At 68.9% G+C, this 18494-nt stretch carries 16 protein-coding genes and 2 pseudogenes; 13 read left to right on the forward strand and 5 right to left on the reverse strand.

Translation table 11 applies throughout. The features are described from left to right. Nucleotides 1–197 precede the first annotated feature (197 nt). From CGL27_RS22900 to CGL27_RS53200, 5 genes and pseudogenes are all read left to right on the forward strand, one after another. Complete coding sequence (locus CGL27_RS22900) at nucleotides 198–1235, forward strand: rod shape-determining protein (protein ID WP_119989678.1); 1038 nt, start codon at nucleotides 198–200, stop codon at nucleotides 1233–1235. Nucleotides 1236–1423: 188 nt separating this feature from the next. Beyond that, nucleotides 1424–2017 (forward strand): sigma-70 family RNA polymerase sigma factor, encoded by a 594-nt coding sequence (locus tag CGL27_RS22905; RefSeq protein ID WP_078642199.1) that lies wholly within the window; start codon nucleotides 1424–1426, stop codon nucleotides 2015–2017. After that, nucleotides 2014–2826: a zf-HC2 domain-containing protein gene (locus tag CGL27_RS22910; RefSeq protein ID WP_119989680.1), complete on the forward strand. Its 813-nt coding sequence runs from the start codon at nucleotides 2014–2016 to the stop codon at nucleotides 2824–2826. Before CGL27_RS22905 ends, CGL27_RS22910 begins: the two co-directional genes overlap by 4 nt. Before the next feature lie 164 nt (nucleotides 2827–2990). Continuing rightward, nucleotides 2991–3536, forward strand: a complete 546-nt coding sequence (locus CGL27_RS22915; RefSeq protein ID WP_014061682.1) for an RNA polymerase sigma factor — start codon at nucleotides 2991–2993, stop codon at nucleotides 3534–3536. A 92-nt stretch (nucleotides 3537–3628) separates the two neighbouring features. After that, nucleotides 3629–3703 (forward strand): annotated as a pseudogene (locus tag CGL27_RS53200) (zf-HC2 domain-containing protein); the annotation flags it as partial. 91 nt (nucleotides 3704–3794) lie between these two features. On the opposite strand, the gene CGL27_RS52180 reads toward CGL27_RS53200, so the two are convergent. The 5 genes from CGL27_RS52180 to CGL27_RS22945 form a co-directional block, all read right to left on the reverse strand. Beyond that, nucleotides 3795–4529, reverse strand: a complete 735-nt coding sequence (locus CGL27_RS52180) for a signal peptidase II (RefSeq protein WP_162953046.1) — start codon at nucleotides 4527–4529, stop codon at nucleotides 3795–3797. 204 nt (nucleotides 4530–4733) lie between these two features. Next, nucleotides 4734–6008, reverse strand: coding sequence for a glycoside hydrolase family 5 protein (locus CGL27_RS22930; RefSeq protein ID WP_119989684.1), 1275 nt, complete (start codon nucleotides 6006–6008; stop codon nucleotides 4734–4736). Further along, nucleotides 6005–6352, reverse strand: a complete 348-nt coding sequence (locus CGL27_RS22935; protein WP_119989686.1) for a response regulator — start codon at nucleotides 6350–6352, stop codon at nucleotides 6005–6007. Before CGL27_RS22935 ends, CGL27_RS22930 begins: the two co-directional genes overlap by 4 nt. Nucleotides 6353–6666: 314 nt before the next feature. Then, on the reverse strand, nucleotides 6667–7740 hold the full coding sequence (locus tag CGL27_RS22940; protein ID WP_119989688.1) for a glycoside hydrolase family 6 protein: 1074 nt from the start codon (nucleotides 7738–7740) through the stop codon (nucleotides 6667–6669). An 18-nt stretch (nucleotides 7741–7758) separates the two neighbouring features. After that, nucleotides 7759–8748, reverse strand: coding sequence for a S8 family serine peptidase (locus CGL27_RS22945; protein ID WP_240450605.1), 990 nt, complete (start codon nucleotides 8746–8748; stop codon nucleotides 7759–7761). 467 nt (nucleotides 8749–9215) lie between these two features. Here CGL27_RS22945 and CGL27_RS22950 point away from each other — a divergent pair, with 467 nt between their 5' ends. From CGL27_RS22950 to CGL27_RS22985, 8 genes and pseudogenes are all read left to right on the forward strand, one after another. Beyond that, nucleotides 9216–9725 carry a GtrA family protein gene (locus tag CGL27_RS22950; RefSeq protein ID WP_119989692.1) on the forward strand — a complete coding sequence of 170 codons (510 nt, stop codon included), beginning with the start codon at nucleotides 9216–9218 and terminating at the stop codon, nucleotides 9723–9725. Further along, nucleotides 9722–11017, forward strand: coding sequence for a glycosyltransferase (locus tag CGL27_RS22955; RefSeq protein ID WP_119989694.1), 1296 nt, complete (start codon nucleotides 9722–9724; stop codon nucleotides 11015–11017). Before CGL27_RS22950 ends, CGL27_RS22955 begins: the two co-directional genes overlap by 4 nt. Next, entirely contained in the window at nucleotides 11007–12872 is a 1866-nt protein-coding gene (locus CGL27_RS22960; RefSeq protein WP_240450606.1) for a glycosyltransferase family 39 protein, read from the forward strand. Before CGL27_RS22955 ends, CGL27_RS22960 begins: the two co-directional genes overlap by 11 nt. A 24-nt stretch (nucleotides 12873–12896) precedes the next feature. Then, complete coding sequence (locus tag CGL27_RS22965; protein ID WP_078642209.1) at nucleotides 12897–14429, forward strand: hypothetical protein; 1533 nt, start codon at nucleotides 12897–12899, stop codon at nucleotides 14427–14429. Between the two features lie 244 nt (nucleotides 14430–14673). Further along, on the forward strand, nucleotides 14674–15018 hold the full coding sequence (locus tag CGL27_RS22970; protein ID WP_240450607.1) for a hypothetical protein: 345 nt from the start codon (nucleotides 14674–14676) through the stop codon (nucleotides 15016–15018). 2 nt (nucleotides 15019–15020) lie between these two features. Then, nucleotides 15021–16925 carry a PAS domain S-box protein gene (locus CGL27_RS22975; RefSeq protein WP_119989696.1) on the forward strand — a complete coding sequence of 635 codons (1905 nt, stop codon included), beginning with the start codon at nucleotides 15021–15023 and terminating at the stop codon, nucleotides 16923–16925. Continuing rightward, nucleotides 16922–17611, forward strand: coding sequence for a response regulator transcription factor (locus tag CGL27_RS22980; RefSeq protein WP_078642212.1), 690 nt, complete (start codon nucleotides 16922–16924; stop codon nucleotides 17609–17611). The genes CGL27_RS22975 and CGL27_RS22980 overlap by 4 nt, the downstream gene beginning before the upstream one ends. Nucleotides 17612–17862: 251 nt before the next feature. Further along, nucleotides 17863–18483, forward strand: a pseudogene (locus CGL27_RS22985) (phosphatase PAP2 family protein); the annotation flags it as partial. Between the last annotated feature and the right edge of the window lie 11 nt (nucleotides 18484–18494).

Consider the following 18494-nt stretch of genomic DNA (forward strand, 5'->3'; position numbering starts at 1 on the left):
CAGTGGTCCAGCCGTAACCGGGGGCGCGCCGTGCGAGGCGTCGCGGGCCCGCGAAGATCCACCGCGCAGAGCCCAGGGGGCAGTCGCTCCCCCGACCGGCTCAGCCCCGCAGGCAGCGGCCGTGATCGTCCCCACACGATGAGAGCGGAGGGCCGCCGGGCGGCGGCCCGCCACGCCGCCCACAGGGGAGACCTGCCATGACCATCAGCCTCGAGGCACTGCGCCGCTGCTCCATCGCCGTCGACCTCGGCGCGGCCAGGACGCGTGTCTACCTCAGGCGTACCGGGCTCATCGTCGACGAGCCGACCGTCGCCGCCGTGAACACCCACACCGGCGGGCTGATCGCGGTCGGCGCGCTGGCCGAGCGGATGACCGGGCGGACGCCCGAGCACATCCGCGTCGTACGGCCGGTCTCGGGCGGCACCGTCGTCGACATCGACATGGCCCAGCGGATGCTGCGGCTGCTGCTGGGCAACAAGCTGCGGCGCGCCTGGCGGCGCCGCCCGCTGGTGAGCGCGGCCGTCTGCGTGCAGCACGACGCCGACCCGCTCGCCCGGCGCGCCGCCGTGGAGACGCTCACCGGTATCGGAGCCAAGCGGGTCGAGCTGGTGGACACCCTGATCGCCGCCGCCGTGGGCTGCGGTCTGCCGGTGGAACGGCCCGAGGCGACGATGATCGTGGTGTGCGGCGCGGCCACCACCCAGGTCGCGGTCCTGTCGCTGGGCTCGATCGTGGCCGCCGAGCGGGTGCCGGTGGGCGGGGAGACCGTGGACCACGCGGTCGTCCAGTATCTGCGCAATGAGCACGCGCTGATGCTGCCCAGCCAGGCCGTCCGCCCGCTGCAGTTGCTGCTCAAGAACAGCGCGGACGGCGCACCGGCGGCGCCCAGCACCGAGGTGCACGGCCGGGACGTGGCCACGGGGCTCGCCCGGACCGTACGGATCGACGTCGGGAGCGTCCGGAGCGCCATCCGCACTCCCCTCACCGGAGTGCTGGACGCCATCGGCACGGTGCTGCGCCGCTGTCCGCCCGATCTGGTGGCCGACCTCGCCGACCGCGGCATCATGCTGGCCGGCGGAAGCGCGGTGCTGCCCGGGTTCGACACGATGCTGCGGGAGGCCACCGGTATGCCGCTGAACATCGCCGACCACCCCGACGTCTGCGCGGTCGAGGGGCTCGGCGCGATGCTCGACGGCAAGGTGCAGCCCCTGCTGCTGGACGCGATGGTCTCCTGACCGCCCCGGCCGCATCCGGACCACCCCGCCCGCGTCCGGACCCACCCCCGGCCCGCCGGGCCCCTGACACCTGATCGGAATTTCTTCGCGACGCGTTGAGCGGCTGCCTCCCCCCGTGCGTAGTGAAGGGGGAAGAGGCCGACATGGCCGCCGATCCCCCCCGGGGCTCAGACCGGGAGCGTCCGTAGATGTCCAACTCAGGTCAGGTCCTGGAGGTTCAGGTGCACGACGACGCCGCCGTGGCCGATGAGCGTCCGTCAAGATCCCAGCGTGGTACGCCGGACGAACACCTCATGCGCGCGCTCTACCAGGAGCACGCCGGGCCATTGCTCGCGTTCGTCCTGCGGCTGGTCGCGGGCGACCGTCACCGCGCGGAGGACGTCGTCCAGGAGACCCTGGTGCGGGCCTGGCGGAACGCCGACCAGCTCTCCCGGGCCACCGGCTCCATCCGGCCCTGGCTGGTCACGGTCGCCCGCCGGATCGTGATCGACGGACACCGCAGCCGGCAGGCCCGGCCGCAGGAGGTCGACCCCTCCCCGTTGGAACTCATGCCCGCGGAGGACGAGATCGACCGTGCACTGCGGCTCATGACCCTGACCGACGCGATGCAGGACCTCAGCGACGCCCATCGCGAGGTGCTGGTCGAGACCTACTTCAAGGGCCGGACCGTCAACGAGGCGGCCCAGACCCTCGGCATACCCAGCGGGACGGTACGGTCCCGGGTCTTCTACGCGCTGCGCTCGATGAAGCTCGCGCTCGAGGAGAGAGGAGTAACGGCATGACAGCGCAGACGCACCACTCGGGACACGACGCCGTTGGCGCGTATGTGCTCGGCGTGCTCGACGAGGCGGAGGCCAGCTACTTCGAGGAGCATCTGGCCGGCTGCGACCAGTGCGGACGGCAGCTCGACGAGCTGACCGGACTGGAACCCCTGCTGGCCGATCTGGCGGCCGACATCCCCGGGATCCACGGCAGCCCCGGGCGGACCCAGCTCACGGGCCACACGCCGCATGCCTTCAGCGCCACTCCCAACGCCATCGAGACCCTCACCGCGCGCCCCGGTCCGGCGCTGCTCCAGCGCATGGTCGGCGAGGTCGCCACCTTCCGCGCCAAGCGGCGGCGGCGCGGGCTGTACCTGGTCGCGGCGGCGGCCGTGCTGATCGTCGGTGGTCCGGTCGGCACCATCGCGGTCACCTCCGGCGGCTCGGACAGCTCCGTGACGGCCGCCCCCAACGAGAGCGCCCTCTTCTCCGGGATGCCCGACAAGGTGCAGGGCACCGACCCGGACACCAAGGTGAACGCGGCGGTCGCGCTGGAGAACAAGATGTGGGGCACCGACGCCGTCCTGCGGCTGAAGAACCTCAAGGGTCCCCTGGACTGCAGCCTGATCGCGATCTCCAAGGACGGCCACGAGCAGACGATGATGACCTGGTCCGTGCCCGAGTGGGGATACGGGATCGAGGACAGCCCCAAGGCGGAGGCGAGAGATCCGCTGTGGGCGCATGGCGGCGCGGGCATGAAGCGTGCCGACATCGAACGCTTCGAGGTCCGTACGGCCGAGGGAAAGCGCCTGGTCTCCCTGAACGTCTGAGCGGCGTCAACGCCTGAGCCACCGCTACGTCTGACCTACCTCAACGTCCGGTCTGCCACTCGGATCGCCGATCATCCCGTGCGGCGCGGTGAGCGAGATGTTACACAGAGTGTGATATGTCGTGCTTCGCGTCCCCGGGGGGTCCGGATCCGAGGAGGCACTCCGTGGCTGACCGGGACGCCCATCAGCAGCGCATGTTCGCTGAGTATGTGCTGCCCGAGGTCGAGGTGCTGCTGCGCGTGGCCATGTCACTGACCACCCAGCGAGCCGACGCCGAGGATCTCGTGCAGGACACGTTACTACGGGCGTACCGGGCAGTCGGCCGTTTTGACGGGAGACATCCACGGGCCTGGCTGCTGACGATCATGCGGCACGCGGAGGTCAGCCGACGCCGCCAGCGCCGGCCCCGGCTGCTCGACGATCCGGATACGGAACTGGAGCGGCTGGTCCCCGCCCGGGACGCGACACCGGAGGAACTGGTGGTCGACACGACGTTCGACGAGGCCGTGGACGCCGCGTTCACGGCGCTTCCGCTGCGGGACCAGCAGGTGGTACGGCTGGTGCATGTGGACGGGCTGTCGTACGCGGAGGCCGCACAGGTGCTGGACGTCCCCAAGGGAACGGTGATGAGCAGGCTGCACCGGGCGCGTAAGCGGATCCGGAACCAGCTGCTGGCCGCGGGAGTGGAATCGGAGCGAGGTGGCGCATGAGCAGATGGACATGGTGGCGGACCACACGCACCACTCGAACCAGGCAGACCACCGGAGATCTCCGGAGCGCACGGTGTCCCCTGGGCGCGCCGATGCTCCAGTCGTATCTGGACGGGGAGCTGGAGGCGCCGGCCGCGGCCCGGGTGCGGACCCATGTGGCCGAGTGCCACCGCTGCGCCCGGGAGCTCGCCGTCTACCAGCGCATCAGCGAGGCGCTGGCCGCCCGCGGGACGACCGACGAGATCGTGCTGGACCGGCTCAGGGACTTCGCGGCAGTCCTCGCGGATCGGGAGGGTCATGCGTCGGGGACGGAGGCGGCGCCGACCGAGCCGGTCCCGGGGACGGAGACGGTGCCCGGGGCGGCGCCGACGGAGGCGGAGCCGGAGCCGGTCCCAGGGAGGGTGCCGGGGTCGGATCGGGACGCGGATCAGGGCGCGGTGCACAAGGCCGGAGGCTGACGATCGGGTCGGGCCCCACGCCCCCGCCGGGCAGCGCGACCGCCCGTTCACGCGAGGTTCTGCGCAGCAGCAGGGCCGCGGTGAGCAGGGTCCCGGTGATCAGGGCCACATCGGCGAGGTTGAACACCGGCCCGCGGGCGTCCAGCGTGATCCAGTCGATGACGGCCCCGCGCAGCGGGCCCGGCGACCGGATCATCCGGTCGGCGCCGTTCCCCATCGCTCCCCCGGCGATCAGCCCCAGACCCAGCGCCGCGCCCCGGCCGCGAACCCGCAGCCCCGCACCGGCCGCACCCAGCGTGGCCACCGCGCCCGCGAGCGTGATCACGACGATCAGCGCGGGCCTGCTGTGGCCCAGGCCGAAGGCCACCCCGGTGTTGCGCACCAGCAGCGCGCAGAACGGCCCGAACCGGGCCTGTGGCCCCACGGTGCCGCTCCAGGCGGCCAGCGCCATGGCCTTGCTGAGCTGATCGGCCACGATCACGACGAGCGCGACCAAGGGGAAGAAGAGCCGGCCGGTCGCCGGATGGGGCTTCATCATCGGCCTCCCTGGGGGTGGGGGCCGGTCCGCGGGCGCGGTCCGCGGCCCGGGAGGGAAACCCGCCGGGGGTCCGCCCCGCTTCCCTTCCGGCCGGGAAAAAGACGAGGGCCCGCAGGCGGCTGCCTGCGGGCCCTCGCTGCTGCCCACTGCCTATGACCTCCAGGTGGTCATCGGCGGTGTACCGAAGGGGTCACTCCGACGTTACTTCCCCTTCTTCGCCTCCAGAAGCGGCGTCTGGTACTTGGCCAGCATCTTCATCTTGTTCTGGTCGATGGTCTTCCAGTCGTTCTTCAGCACACCGCCGGTGTCACCCGAGTCCGGGTTCCAGGTCCAGTAGGTGTAGCTGATCTGGTGCTTCTTGAGGTAGTCCATCAGGGCGTTCTGCCACACGGCCTCGGAGCTCTTACCGGCGGTCTTCTTACCACCGAACTCGCCGAGCAGCAGCGGGGCGATGTTCTGCTTCTTGATGTACGCCCAGTGCTTCTCCCAGATGGCCGGCATGTTCTTCGGGAAGTCCTTCGCCATGAACCAGTTCTGGTTGTAGACGCCCGGACCGTAGTCGTGGGCCGAGTAGACGACCTTGTTCGGCTCCTTGAGCTTCACCGGGTGCTTCTTCACACCCTGGAGGTCACCGCCCCACCAGAACTGCTCGTTCTTGTGGCGGTCCGTACCCTCGACGAAGATCAGCCAGTTCTTGTTGACCTTGTGGATGGCGTTACCGGCCTTGGTGGCGGCAAGCTGCCAGTCGGTCTTCGGGTTGCCGTCGCCCCACGTGGCCTGGCCACGCGGCTCATTGTGGAGGTCGGCGCCGATCACCCGGTCGTTGTTCTTGTAGCGCTTGGCCAGCTTGACCCAGTCGTCCATCCACTGCTTCTCGCTGAGGCTCTGCGAGTACCACAGCTCACTCTGGCCGTACTGGTCAGGACGGTGCTGGTCCAGGATCACGCGGATGCCGCGGTCGGTGGCACCCTTCACGATCTTGTCCATGATCTGCTGGGGGGTGAGACCCTTCAGATCGGGGTTCTTGTGCCAGTCGATGCCGTTGGGCTTGGCAGACGACTTGAACATCTCGTTCGCGTACGGCAGGCGCATGGTGTTGAAGCCCTGCTTGGCCATCTGGTCCAGCATGGACTCCCAGTTACGGGTCCACAGGCCGTGCGGCGCGTAGGTGCCGGTCTCGAAACCGAACCAGTTCACACCGGTCAGGACGACCTTCTTGCCGTTGGCGTCCACGATCTCGCTCTTCTTGGTGGACAGCGGACCATCGGCGCCCGCACCGGAGGCCTTGGCCTCGGCGGCGGAGGTGGTGGTGGCCGACTGGCCATCGGTGTTGTTCACAGCGAAAGCGGTGACAGTGCCACCCACGGCAGCAGCAGCGACGACGGCCGCGGCGATACCGAAGCGGAGACGCTGCGAGCGCGGCGTGCGCTTGGTCTCGGTGGTCGGGGCGTTGTTCTGGTCCATGGGGGAATTCATTCGGTGATACTCCTGAGGAATTCGGGTACTGCGGTCTTGAGGATGCTGGGGTTGTTCGTCGGAGATTCCAGACATTCCATCTGCGGGTCGGAGACTGCGGTCAGCCGGACAATCCGCGCGGACGGCAGGAGTTCGCCGATCAGGCGGACCAGCCGCTGCGTTTGCCAGCTGGGCCCATCCACGTCGATCAGCACCACATCCGGCTGCATGTGGTTGGCCAGAGAAATTGCTTCTCGGGCCGACCCTGCAATTCCGGATAGCTCCAGTCCGGGCTCCTCGACTACGAGATCGGCGAGAGCACTCAACACCAGTGGGTGGTGCTCCACGACGAGAACTCTGTGCATCGATCGGAGCTCCTTCGTGGCTTGCCCTTTCGCTCACCGACATTAGGGACTGACCGCGGTCCGAATCGCCGTACGGCTGGCTGAAATCTGCGTACCTCAATTGCAGGAATTCCGGGCACGCCAAACGACCGAATTCCGCCTACCTCAATTGAGGTAGAAGAATTCGGCCGTTTTATGGGGGTTATGTCCGATATGGGGTACCGCTCCGAGGCGCTCAGGGCATGCGAAAGGCGCCGGTCACGGGGTGACCGGCGCCTTGGAGGAGGTCAGAGGGGCAGGGGCGAGAGGGGCAGAGGGGGCAGAGAGTCAGGGGTTCAGCGCGTCAGCCGGTACGCGTAGCCGGGCAGGAACATGCCCGCACCGGCGGCACAGCCGTCCGCCTGCCCCGGCTGCTTGACCCACAGGAAGGCGTCGATGCCGGGGATGCCCGTGGCGGCGGTGGGGGGCCTGCCCAGCTTGCGGCCCGGCGGATCACAGAAGCTGTGCTTCCGCGTGGGCCCCGCCCCATTGCGGCTGGTGTCGACCACGACCCCCAGCCGGGGCCGGCGCAGCTCCCTGATCACGGAGAGTCCGTAGCGCACCTCGTCGGCGGTGGCGTTGAAGTTGGAGACGTTGACCGCTATCCCGTCCCCGTACCGCTCTATTCCGGCGCGCCGCAGCCGATCGGCCATGGTGCGCGCGGGCTGCCATCCGGAGTTCCCGGCGTCGTAGTAGACCCGGGCCCGTGGCGCCCCCCGCTGGAGCGCCCGCGCCGCGTACGACAGCGCCGCGAACCGCTCCGCCTGCTGCCGCCGCTTGAGACAGCTCATATGGGCGAGCGCGTCCGGTTCCAGGATGACGATGGCGCGCCCGTCCCCTATCCCCCGGGTGAGGGCCTCGCTCCAGCGCCCGTAGGCGGCCGTGTCCCCGGCGCCGCCGGAGCTCAGCTGCTGGCAGTCGCGCTGCGGGATGGTGTACGGGACCAGCACCGGCAGCCGTCGCTGGGCGGCGGCGGTGCGGACCAGGGCGCGGGTCCGCTCCTCGACCAGGGACTCATTGGTCTCGGTGAGCCAGGCGGCCTGGGGCTCGGCGGCGATCCGCTCGCCGATGGCCGCCGCCCGCCGGTCGTGCGGATGGTCCCGCGCCCAGGTCGCGGCCGGGTTGTGGGGGTCGGTGTAGAAGCGGGTCGTCGCCGGGAAGAACGGCTTGGCCACGGGGAGTGACGGCCTGCCGTTCGGCTGCCGCACCGGGCCCATGAACAGGGCCTGCACGGTGGTCGCCGCCATCACCACCTCGACCACCAGCACCATCACGATCAGCTGGGCGATGCCCCGCCCCGCCCACCTGGGCTTACGTCCGCCGGCCGGCGAGCGGAGGCGGCGGACGCGTCCGCACAGTTTCGTGATCATGGCGAGTCCAGCCCGGCCTCAGCCGTTGTGGGAGTTGTCGGGCGGGGGCTTGCGCCGGCTGATGAGCACCACCGCCAGGACCGCGAGCACCACCAGGACTCCGGCCACCACCCCTATCGTGACCAGGGCGGATTTATCCCCGCCGGTTTTGGCGGCGGAGGCGGCCGGGGTGGCGGCCGCATGGCGGCGGGGAGCGGAGAGCTCGGCGGAGGCCGGTGGCGCGGCCCGGTCCGCCAGCGCCTTGGCCGGGGCGATCACCCCGTATCCATAGCGCGGGTCGTGGCCCGCGGAGCCCTTGCGGTCGGCGGTGTCGATCAGCTTCTGGACGACCTGGTTGGCGTTCCAGCGGGGGTGCTCCGAGCGCAGCAGCGCGGCGCCCGCCGCGACCCAGGGCGCCGCGAAGCCGGTGCCGTCGCCGGTCCAGTAGTCGTCGTTGCCGGAGGTGGTGAGGATGGAGACGCCGGGGGCGGCCAGGAGGGTCTTCCCACCGTGGTGGGAGGAGGTCCAGACGGCGCCCTTCTTGTCGGTGGCCACCACGGCGACCACTCCGGGGAGGGCGGCCGGGTAGGTGGGCTTGTTGTCTTCCTTGCCGTTGTCGCCCGCGCCGGCCACGATCACGGCGTCCTTGGCGACGGCGTACTTCACCGCGGACCGCAGCGCGGGGGTCGGGCGCTTGAAGGAGACGGCCAGATCGATGACGCGGGCGCCCTGGCCGACCGCGTGGCGTATGGCCTTCGCGGTGGGGTCGGCGAGGGCCTTTCCGTCGCGGTAGACGCCGAGCGGCATCACCTTGGCCTGGGGCGCGAGGCCGTACACCCCGTCACCGCGGTAATTGCGGCCGGTGCCGGCGATGATTCCGGCGGCATGGGTGGACTGCTCGGCCGCCTTGCCGCCGTCCCGGGTGCCGAAGCCGCCGGTGCCGCCCGCGAAATCCTTTCCGCGGACCACGCGCCCGCGCAGATCCGGATGGGTCGCGTCGACCCCGGTGCCGATGACCGCCACGGTCACCCCGGCACCTTTGCTGATTTTCCAGGCGCGTTCCGCTTTGAGCGCGGTCAGCGCCCATTCGGAATCGTGCAGCCCCCCGGAATGGGAATCACTTGCCGCAGCCGGCGTGGCCAGTGCGAGCGTCATCGCTGCGATGACCGCTCCGGCCCGGCCGGCGCATGGATGGCGTGACATCACGTGACCTGACATTACGTCACCTACTCTCTTCGCACGGGACGCAAGGCCGTCGGGCCCATTTCATCTTGGGCATCCCCCGCAGGTACTGACACCCGCGAGAGGGTGAGCGACCCGTCCCATCTTTGGGGGACCGCTCGGGATACCCCGCACCCCGCTCTCCCCAATACGGGGGAGCGGAGGAGTCCGCCGAAGGTGTACCACCCGCTCCCCCAGTCGCGGGTACTACCTCCTTTTCGGGTGACGCACTCTTGGGTCAACGGCGATAAGAGCCTCCTGTAGAGGGAGTCGCGATGCAGCGTTTCCGAACGTTCAGCGAGCGCACCGGAGAGCCGGGCGAAGAGGCGGATACCTCCGCCGGCAAGGCCCGTAAGCGGACCGGAATGCTCCGGCGAGCCCTCCCGGTCCGGAACCCGATGGCCGGTATGTCCGGGCTGGCCCTTCGGTTCGCGGTCGTCGGCGGGGGCGGTGTGCTCGTGAACACGGTGGTCCTCTTCGTTCTTTATCACTGGGCCGGACTTCCGCTCCTGGCGGCGTCGGCGATAGCGGTGGAACTCGCCGTGGTTCACAACTATCTGCTGAACGACCGGTGGACCTTCGCGGTCGCCACTCCGTCCCTGCGGCGATTCATCAAGTTCAACGTCTCGGTCCTGGGCGGACTCGGGGTCAATGTGCTCATCGTCTGGTCACTGGTGCGCGGCGGAACGCATCTGCTGCTGGCGAATTGCCTCGGCATCGCGGCGGCTTTCGCGCTCAACTTCGCGTCGAGTACCGGCTGGGTCTGGGGGAGGCGGAGCCGATGATTGTCGCCATCATCTACCTGGTGCTGATCGTGGTCTCGATTCTGCTCACCGTGCAGTCGGCCCACGTCCTCTACCTCATGCTCTACACCTGGGACCGGGCAGATGCCGAACGGAAGGCCAGGGCGCCGGATAAATTCCTGCCGCCCCAGATCTCCTTCAGTGTCCTACTGCCCGCCCGGCATGAGGAAGACGTCATCCAGAGCACCATCGAGCGCGTGGTGCGGGCCAACTATCCGGCCGAACTGCTGGAGGTCTTCGTGATCTGCTCACAGGACGACGACGGCACGATCAAAAAGGCCGAGGAGAAGATCGACGAGCTGAAGCGGAAAGGGCTGCGCAACGTGCGGGTCGTGGTGTTCGACGACGAGCCGATCAACAAGCCGCACGGCCTCAACACGGCCCTTCCGCACACCGCCAACGAGGTAGTGACGATCTTCGACGCGGAAGACGATATCCACCCGGAGATCTTCAGCCTGGTGAACACCGTGATGGTGCAGGAGAAGGTCAGGGTGGTCCAGGCCGGTGTGCAGCTGATGAACTACGAGTCCAACTGGTACTCGACGCTCAACGTCCTGGAGTACTTCTTCTGGTTCAAGAGCCGGCTGCACTATCACGCCCACTACGGCTCGATCCCGCTCGGCGGCAACACCGTCTTCTTCGCCCGTGAGCTGCTGTTGCGGCTCGGCGGCTGGGACGACCGCAACCTCACCGAGGACGCCGATATGGGCCTGCGGATATCCGCCATGGGCGAGCGGGTGCGCGTCGTCTACGACGACCGGTATGTGACCAAGGAGGAAACCCCGCCGACCCTCGGCCACTTCATCCGGCAGCGCACCCGCTGGAGCCAGGGCTTCATGCAGACCCTGAAGAAGGGCACCTGGAAGAAGATGCCGACGCGCAAACAGCGCTGGCTCGCCGTCTACGTCCTGGCGTTCCCGCGCGGACAGGCGCTGCTCGGCCTCTATCTCCCGATCTCGCTCGGCATGATTCTGATCCTCAAGGTGCCGGTGCTGATCGCGCTCGTCTCCTATCTGCCCGTCCTGCTGCTGGCCGCGCACTTTCTGGTCCAGGCGGTCGGTCTGTACGAGTTCACCAGCGCCCACGGCCTAGAAGCCTCACCAAAGGCCGTCCTGCGCATGGCCATCGCTTGGTTCCCCTTCCAGATGGTCCTCGCGTACGCCGCGCTGCGGGCCATGCGGCGCGAGATGCTCGGCCGCCACGACTGGGAGAAGACACAGCACGTAGGCGCCCACCGGGCCACCACCGAGGAGGCGGAGTCGCGTGTCGGATAACCCCACGCCCTCGCGGCCGACGGCCGCCGACGCGGAAGACCGGAAGACCGCGGCGAGGAAGAGCACCGCGGCGGGCAGGAAGACCACGGCGAACAAGAAAGCCGCGACAAGCAAGAACACCACAACAGCCAAGACCACCGCGACAAGCAAGAAGACCGCAGCGAACAAGAAAGCCGCGACAAGCAAGAACACCACAACAGCCAAGACCACCGAGGCCCCCGCGCGAGGCCCGCGCCGCCGCCCGCGGTTCTCCGTGGAGCGCGGCTGGTTCCCGCCGCTTGGGACCAAGGGCAGAATCGCCCTGGTCGCCTCCCTGCTGACCGGGCTGCTCACCCACGGCTACCACCTGTTCCGCTACCCCCTCTACCTCACCGACGAGGGCATCTACATGCAGCGGGCGTGGTCGCTGGTGCGGGAGACCAGCCTGTCCCCGTACACCTACGACTACGACCACGCCCCGCTGGGGTGGATCACCCTGGCCGGATGGGTCCTCCCGCTGCCGAAGCAGTTCGAGACGTTCGGGAACGCGATCAACACCGGACGGTTCCTGATGCTGCTGGTGCATGTCGGCAGCGTCTATCTGCTGTTCGAGATCGCCCGGCGGCTGTCCGGCAGTGTGCTGGCCGCCACCGTCACCGCGTTCCTCTTCAACGTCTCGCCGATCGCGGTCTACTTCCAGCGGCAGGTCCTGCTGGACAACTTGATGATGCTCTGGCTGCTGCTGAGCCTGTTCATGCTGCTCAGGCGAGAAGTCACGATCAGATCGGTGTTCGGCGGCGGTATGGCGCTGGGGATCGCCTTGATCACCAAGGAGAACGCGATCTTCTTCTTGCCCAGCTTCATGTACCTGCTCTACCGGAGGGTCAAGGGGTCGGCCAGCAGCCGGTTCACCAGCACCCTGTGGCCATTCGCCGCGGCGGCCCCGATCGGCGCCTATGTGACCTACGCACTGCTCAAGAACGAGCTGCTGCCGAGCGGTTTCGACTTCGATCTGAACAATCCACCAGCGGACCACGTCTCGCTGCTCTACACCCTGTGGTGGCAGCTCAACCGCAGCCAGGGCATCCTCTTCAGCCACTCCGGGCTGTTGCAGACGAGCTGGCTGGTCCGGGACAAGTTCCTGCTGATCGCCGGGGTGTGCGCGATGGCGATCTGCCTGTGGATCGGCGTGCGGGACCGCAGGCGCAATCTGGGCTTTCTGATCGCCGGGACACTGGCCCTCGGATACGCCTTCTATCTGGTGCGCGGCAGCGTGGTGCTGGACTTCTATGTCACCCCGCTGATCCCCATGCTCGCGCTGAACCTCGGCATGGTGACGGACCGGCTGCTCAAGGGCACATTCGCCAATCGGTTCATGCGCGGCGCGCATTCTGTGACCCGGGTCGCCGTGCCGTCGTTTGTGGCCATTCTGCTGCTGGCGTCACCGGCCTCCGGATATCTCGTCCACACCAATACCGAGGGCCATACGCAGATCGCCGACCAGTACCAGCCGAAGATCAATCTCACTGGAATGCAGCATGCCCAGATCGCCTGGGTACGCAAGCACGTACCACCGAATTCGCGCATCATCATGGACGACGACCTGTGGGGTGAACTGCACGATGTGCGCCCGTTCTACCCGTACGCGCATTCCCACTGGAACGCCTCGTCCGACCCGGATGTCCGCGACAAACTGTTCAAGAAGAAATGGCAGTACGTGGACTACATCATCATGTCGAACAAGATGCGCAGATCCATGATGCTCAACAATGGCGACGGCCGAGAGAACTGGATTCTCAAGGCGCTGCGAAATTCCACCCGCGTCTGGTCGGAGACCCGGGGCAATATCAAGCTGGAAATCTACCGTGTGCAGTAGCCATGGGAAGAGGAGGTGAAGGCCATGCCTGAGTACGACGACGACTGGGATGTTCCGGAGGACAGGGATGATCCCGAGAACGAGGAGGATATCCTCGAGGACGAGGACGTCCCCGACGAGGACGTCCCCGACGAGGAGGACATCCTCGAGGAGGAGGAAATCCCCGACGAGGAGAACACCCTCGGCGAGGAGGACACCCCCGACGGTGACAAGAAGAAAAAGCTCACCTGGAAAACCGTCCTGCTGGCTCTCGTGGTCTTCGCGATCGTCGGATCGCTCGTCCAGGTGGTCGCGCGCGGCGGCTTCGGAGGCGCCCTGAACACCACCGGCGGCGGGGGCGGGAGCGCTCCGAAGAAGGAGCACTCCCGGCAGGAGCAGGAGATACGCCCGCCCAAGCAGCCCAAGACCATCAAGCTGGGCAACCAGCGGGTCCCCCAGGCATCAGGGCCGATCATCGTGATCAACCCCGGTCTGGTGAACCCCGGCGGCAGCGCCGCGGTCGAGGGCGGTGGCTTCGACAAGAAGGCCACGGTGGACATCCTGCTCAAGGTCCGGAAGTCGGACACCAAGGGCCGCGCCATCGGCAGCGTGCGCTCGGACAAGTTCGGGTCGATCTACGCCCGGTTCACCATGCCCGAGAGCGCGGGCAACCGGCCCGCGACCCTGGTCGCCCAGCAGCGCGGCAGCACCAAGGCGGCGGAGGCCAAGGTGATCACCGGTGGCGCGGTCGGCACCGCGAAGATCAACAAGCTGGTCGGCCGCCCCGGCGACGTGGTGACGGTCACCGCCCGCGGCTTCCGCCCGGGTGAGACGATCGACGTCTTCTGGGGCCGGACCACCGGTATCCCCGTCACCACGCTGCACACCGACAGCAGCGGCGGCGTCGGCCAGGCGGCGATCAAGGTGGGCGTGGCCCCGACCGGCTCCAGCACCCTGGTCCTGGTGGGCAAGCGCAGCAAGACCACGGCCACCGCGCCCTTCCAGATGCTGGCCATGTACCCCTCGATGAAGTCCAAGCCGTACGCGCTCAAGGCCGGCCAGCGGATCACGCTGTCCGCCAACAAGTTCGCGCCCGGCGAGCGGGTGCTGGTCTACATCAACTCCACCGGCGGTCTGCCGGCCTTCACCGCCCAGGCGAACGGCATGGGGCAGATCCGCGACGTGGCGTTCAACGTGCCGTTCGGCCTCAAGGGGCGGCAGACACTGATGGCGATCGGCGACCAGAGCCGGGCCGTGGTCCGCTCGGGCTTCACCGTGCTGCCGTACTCCCCGTCCGCCGAGCCCAGCGCCTTCGGCGGCAGGGCGGGCACCACGCTGAGCTTCTACGTCGCGGGGTTCGCCCCGGGCGAGACGGTGACCGCGTACGCCGGGTCGGGCTCGAAGGGCCAGCGCAAGATCGGGACCTTCCAGGTGGACAGCCGGGGCAAGGCGTCGGCCGTGGGCTCGTACAAGATCACCACGGCGGACGAGAGCGGTGTGGCCTTCCAGCTCATCGGCCAGAAGAGCGGTGGCATCGCGAAGGCGAGCATCAACATGTCCCAGGGACGCGGAGATTAGGGCCGGCGAGCGGCACCGAGGAAGAACGTGGGCCGGACCGTGCCGGACGGCGACTACGGCCGAAAGGCAGGCCCACGTTCCAGGGAGCGGCCGGCCGCCGGCGGCCGTAGGGCGGCTCACCAGTTCCGTAGATGTAACATGCGTCCTGGAGTGTCCTATGAGCGTAGTTTTCGGCCCTAACTCACGAAGAGTCCTACAATTCCTGACCCATATCGAGGACCTCACCCCAGAGGAAATCGACCGGGTGGCCGATCTGTGGAAGCAGACGTCCAGCCAGACCCGCGCCGAGGGCTGGGCAGTGGTCCATCGCACCACCACGCCCGAAGAGCGGTACCGGATCCTGGTCGCCGCCTCGGTGGCGCGCCGGGCCGCCCTGGACGCCGCGCAGAACCACCAGAGACACGACTGGGCCTTCTGGGCCGCGGTATGGGACGCCGCGACGGCGGTCGCCGTATGCGACCGCATCGGAAGCCACTACAACGTGCTGGTCGCGCCGCTGGCCGCGGTCATGCCCTCGCTGGCGCACTGCCGGCGCGATGAATTCAGCATCCGCGAACTGCAGGGTGCCGTCCTCAAGGGAGGTGGGTAGTGATGGGCGACAACCGGATCGATGTTGTGGTGGCCGATGACGACCCGGCCGTCCGGGAGGCGCTCGCCGACCTCATCGACTCCCACCCCGACCTGGAACTGGTGGGCCTGGCCATCAACCATGAGCAGGCCGTGCGCGCGGCGGTCGATCACCACCCCCGGGTCGTGATCATGGACGTGCACATGCCCCGGGGCGACGCCCCCAGCAGTGTCCGGGCCATCCGCGACCAGGTCCCCGACGCCCGGGTGGTGGCGCTGTCCGCCCACGGCGAACGCGAGACCGTGCTGAACATGCTCGCCGTCGGGGCCAGCGGCTATCTGGTCAAGGGCACCCCCGCCGAAGAGATCCTCGAGGCGATCATCCGGGCCGCCCGCGATCAGTTCAGCATGTCCGCGGAGCTCCTCGCGGACTGCGCCGAGCCGCTGCGCCGCGCCGAGCGCGCCTCCTGGCGGTTCGAGGACCTGGTCGGCAACCGCCTGGAGGACTCGTTCCTGGAGCTGCTCGGCCACGCACCGTGCGGCGTCCTGATCGTCGGCCCCCGCGGCCGGATCGAGTACGCCAACGAACACAGCCGGCACATGTTCGGCTACAGCTCGGCGGAGCTGCGCGACAAGCGGCTGCGGGACCTCGTCCCCGAGCGCTACCGCACCGCCTCCGAGCAGCTGATCGGCCGGGTCTTCACCTCGCCGTCGGCGATGAGCGGGCGCCGCCGCGACGGCACCGAGTTCCCCGCCCAGTTCAGCGGTGGCCATCTGCAGGGCCGGCAGCCCCGAGGAGTGGTCTTCATCGCCGACCTGAGCCAGCTTCGGGCGGCCGAGAGCCGGTTCCGCCAGCTCATCGAGTCCTCCCCGGACGCGATGCTGATCGTGGACACCAACGGCCGGATCCAGGCGGCGAACAACCGCACCGAGGCGCTCTTCGGCTACGACCGCGACCATCTGATCGGCCGGGCCGTGGAGGCCCTCCTGCCCGACCAGCCGCTCACCGTCTCGCTGCGCGAATGGGACGACAGCCTGGAGGAGCCGGTGGGCCACAGCGTGGAGCTGGTCGGCCGGCGCAGTGACGCCAAGCAGTTCCCCGCCGACGTCAGCATCAGCCCACTGCGTACGGAGGAGGGCCTGCTCACCGTCCTGACCATCCGGGACATCACCGAGGTGCAGCGGGCCCAGTTCGTCCTGGAGCGCAGCCTGGAGCTGCTGGAGGTCACCGACCGCGACCGCCAGGCGCTGCTCAGCCATCTGGTCCACGCCCAGGAGGCCGAGCGGGGGCGGATCGCCGCCGACATCCACGACGACACCATCCAGGTGATCACCGCGGCCAGCCTCCGCCTCCAGCAGCTCCGCCGGCGGCTGCGGGACCCGGACGAGCAGCGGGTGATGGACAAGCTGGACGAGACCCTGAAGCTCTCGCTCAGCCGGCTGCGGCAGCTGATCTTCGACCTGCGGCCGTCCAGCCTGGAACACGGCTGCCTGGCCGGGGCGCTGCGCGGACTGCTGGAGCAGATACGCACCGAGACCGGTATCACCTACCGGCTGGAGGACCGGCTCACGGCCCGTCCCCCGGCCGAGACGATGGCGCTGATCTACCGGACCGCCCAGGAGGCGCTGGTGAACGTGCGCAAGCACGCCCACGCCAAGACGGTCCATGTGCAGCTCCTCGGGCTCGACGACGGCTGCCTGGTGCGGATCGTCGACGACGGCGAGGGCTACAACCCGCTCGAGGTGGAGTCCCGCCCCGGCCATCTCGGGCTCTCCCTGATCCAGGAGCGGGCCCAGATCGCGGGCGGCTGGTGCCGCATCGAGAGCGAACCCGGCTCCGGCACCACCGTGGAGTTCTGGGTGCCGCTCGGCGCTCCCCCGGGCGCGTCGCTCGACCCCGACTCCCCCGAAGGGGACCCACAGCCGTGACAGCACCTCCCGAACTGACGAAGGTGCTGATCGTCGAGGACCACCGGGTGGTGGCCGAGGGGCTGTGGGCCCTGCTGGCCGAGTACGCCGATCTGACGGTGGTCGGCTGGGCCGACTCGGTCGCCGAGACCGTGCCCATGGCCAAGGAGCTGAAGCCCGATGTGGCCCTGGTCGACTTCCGGCTGCCCGACGGCACCGGGGCCGACGCGGCGGCCGGCATGCGGGCCCATGACCCCTCCGTCGCCATCGTGATCCTCAGTGCCGACGCCAGCGACTCGGCGCTGCTGGCCGCGGTGGAGGCGGGCGCCTGCGGCTATCTGCTGAAGTCGGCGAGCGGCGACGAGATCGCGTCCGCCATCCGCTCGGCCGCCGAGGGCGAGACCCTCATCCCGGCCAGCACCCTGGTGGAGGTGCTGGCACGGCACCGCGAGGACGCGCGGTCGACCGCCGAGCAGACCGAGCGCCTGGACAGCATGACCCCGCGTGAGCAGGAGATCCTCACGCTGATGAGCCAGGGCCTGGACAACCGGGCCGTCGCGGAGCGGCTGAGCATCAGCTACGCCACCGTGCGTACGCATGTGCGCAGGATCCTGGAGAAGCTCGACGCGCGCTCACAGCTGGAGGCGGTCGCGAGGGCCGCCGAATTCGGCTTCAAGCCCGCGCAGCCGGAGGGGCCGGAGGAGTGACGGGCTGACCCCGGAGCCCGCCTCCGGCTTCGGGTATGACCATGGCCCCCTCCGGCGCGGGGGCCGTTCGCTTTGGCCGTACGGGGTCTACGGGGTCATACGGGCTCTCCTCCCCCGTATGGGCCCGTACGAATGGGGCGGGACCAACCGGGGCGGGGCCACCGAGGGCCGAATGGGGCAGAAAGTCCCCCTTAGGATGGAATCACGGGCATACCGAGACGGGTTTCCTCCCCATGCGAGTCCATGGACGGATCCGATGCCCGCTCAGTCGCGGACACACGATCGCCTTCCTGGTGGCCGCCGCCTGTTACGCGGCGGTCCTCGCGGCCGTCCTCACCGGCTCGCAGCTCGTCCGGCTCGACTGGCAGGTGGCCCTGTTCAAGCCGTACAAACAGTGGCCGCAGCTCCAGCCGGTCCTGGACGCCTTCGTCATCGCGGGCCAGCGCGGCCCCACCACCCTGGCCGCCCTGGCCTGGGCCTGCTGGCGCGGTTGGCGGACCAGAAGCCCTCGTCCGCCGCTGGTCCTGGGCGTGGCGCTGCTGCTGCTCAATGTGAGCGTCGGCGCCGTCAAGATCCTCACCGGGCGGGTGGGCCCGCACTACGCCCAGACCCCCGGGTCCGCCGAGCTCTTCCACGGCGGAATGGTCTTCCCCTCCGGTCACACCGCCAACGCCGTCGTCGTCTGGGGCACCGTCGCCTATCTCGCCGGTCGCCACCGGCGGACGGGCGCGCTGATCGCCTGTGTGATGGCGCTCGGCATCGGTCTGACCACCGTCTATCTGGGCACCCACTGGGTGAGTGACGTCCTGAGCGGGTGGGTGGCGGGCGTCCTCGTCCTGCTGGTCCTCCCCCTCTTCGAACCGCTGATCGCGACCGTTTCCGC

The sequence above is a fragment of the Streptomyces sp. 11-1-2 genome, from assembly GCF_003595545.1.
Classification (GTDB): Bacteria; Actinomycetota; Actinomycetes; order Streptomycetales; family Streptomycetaceae; genus Streptomyces; species Streptomyces hygroscopicus_B.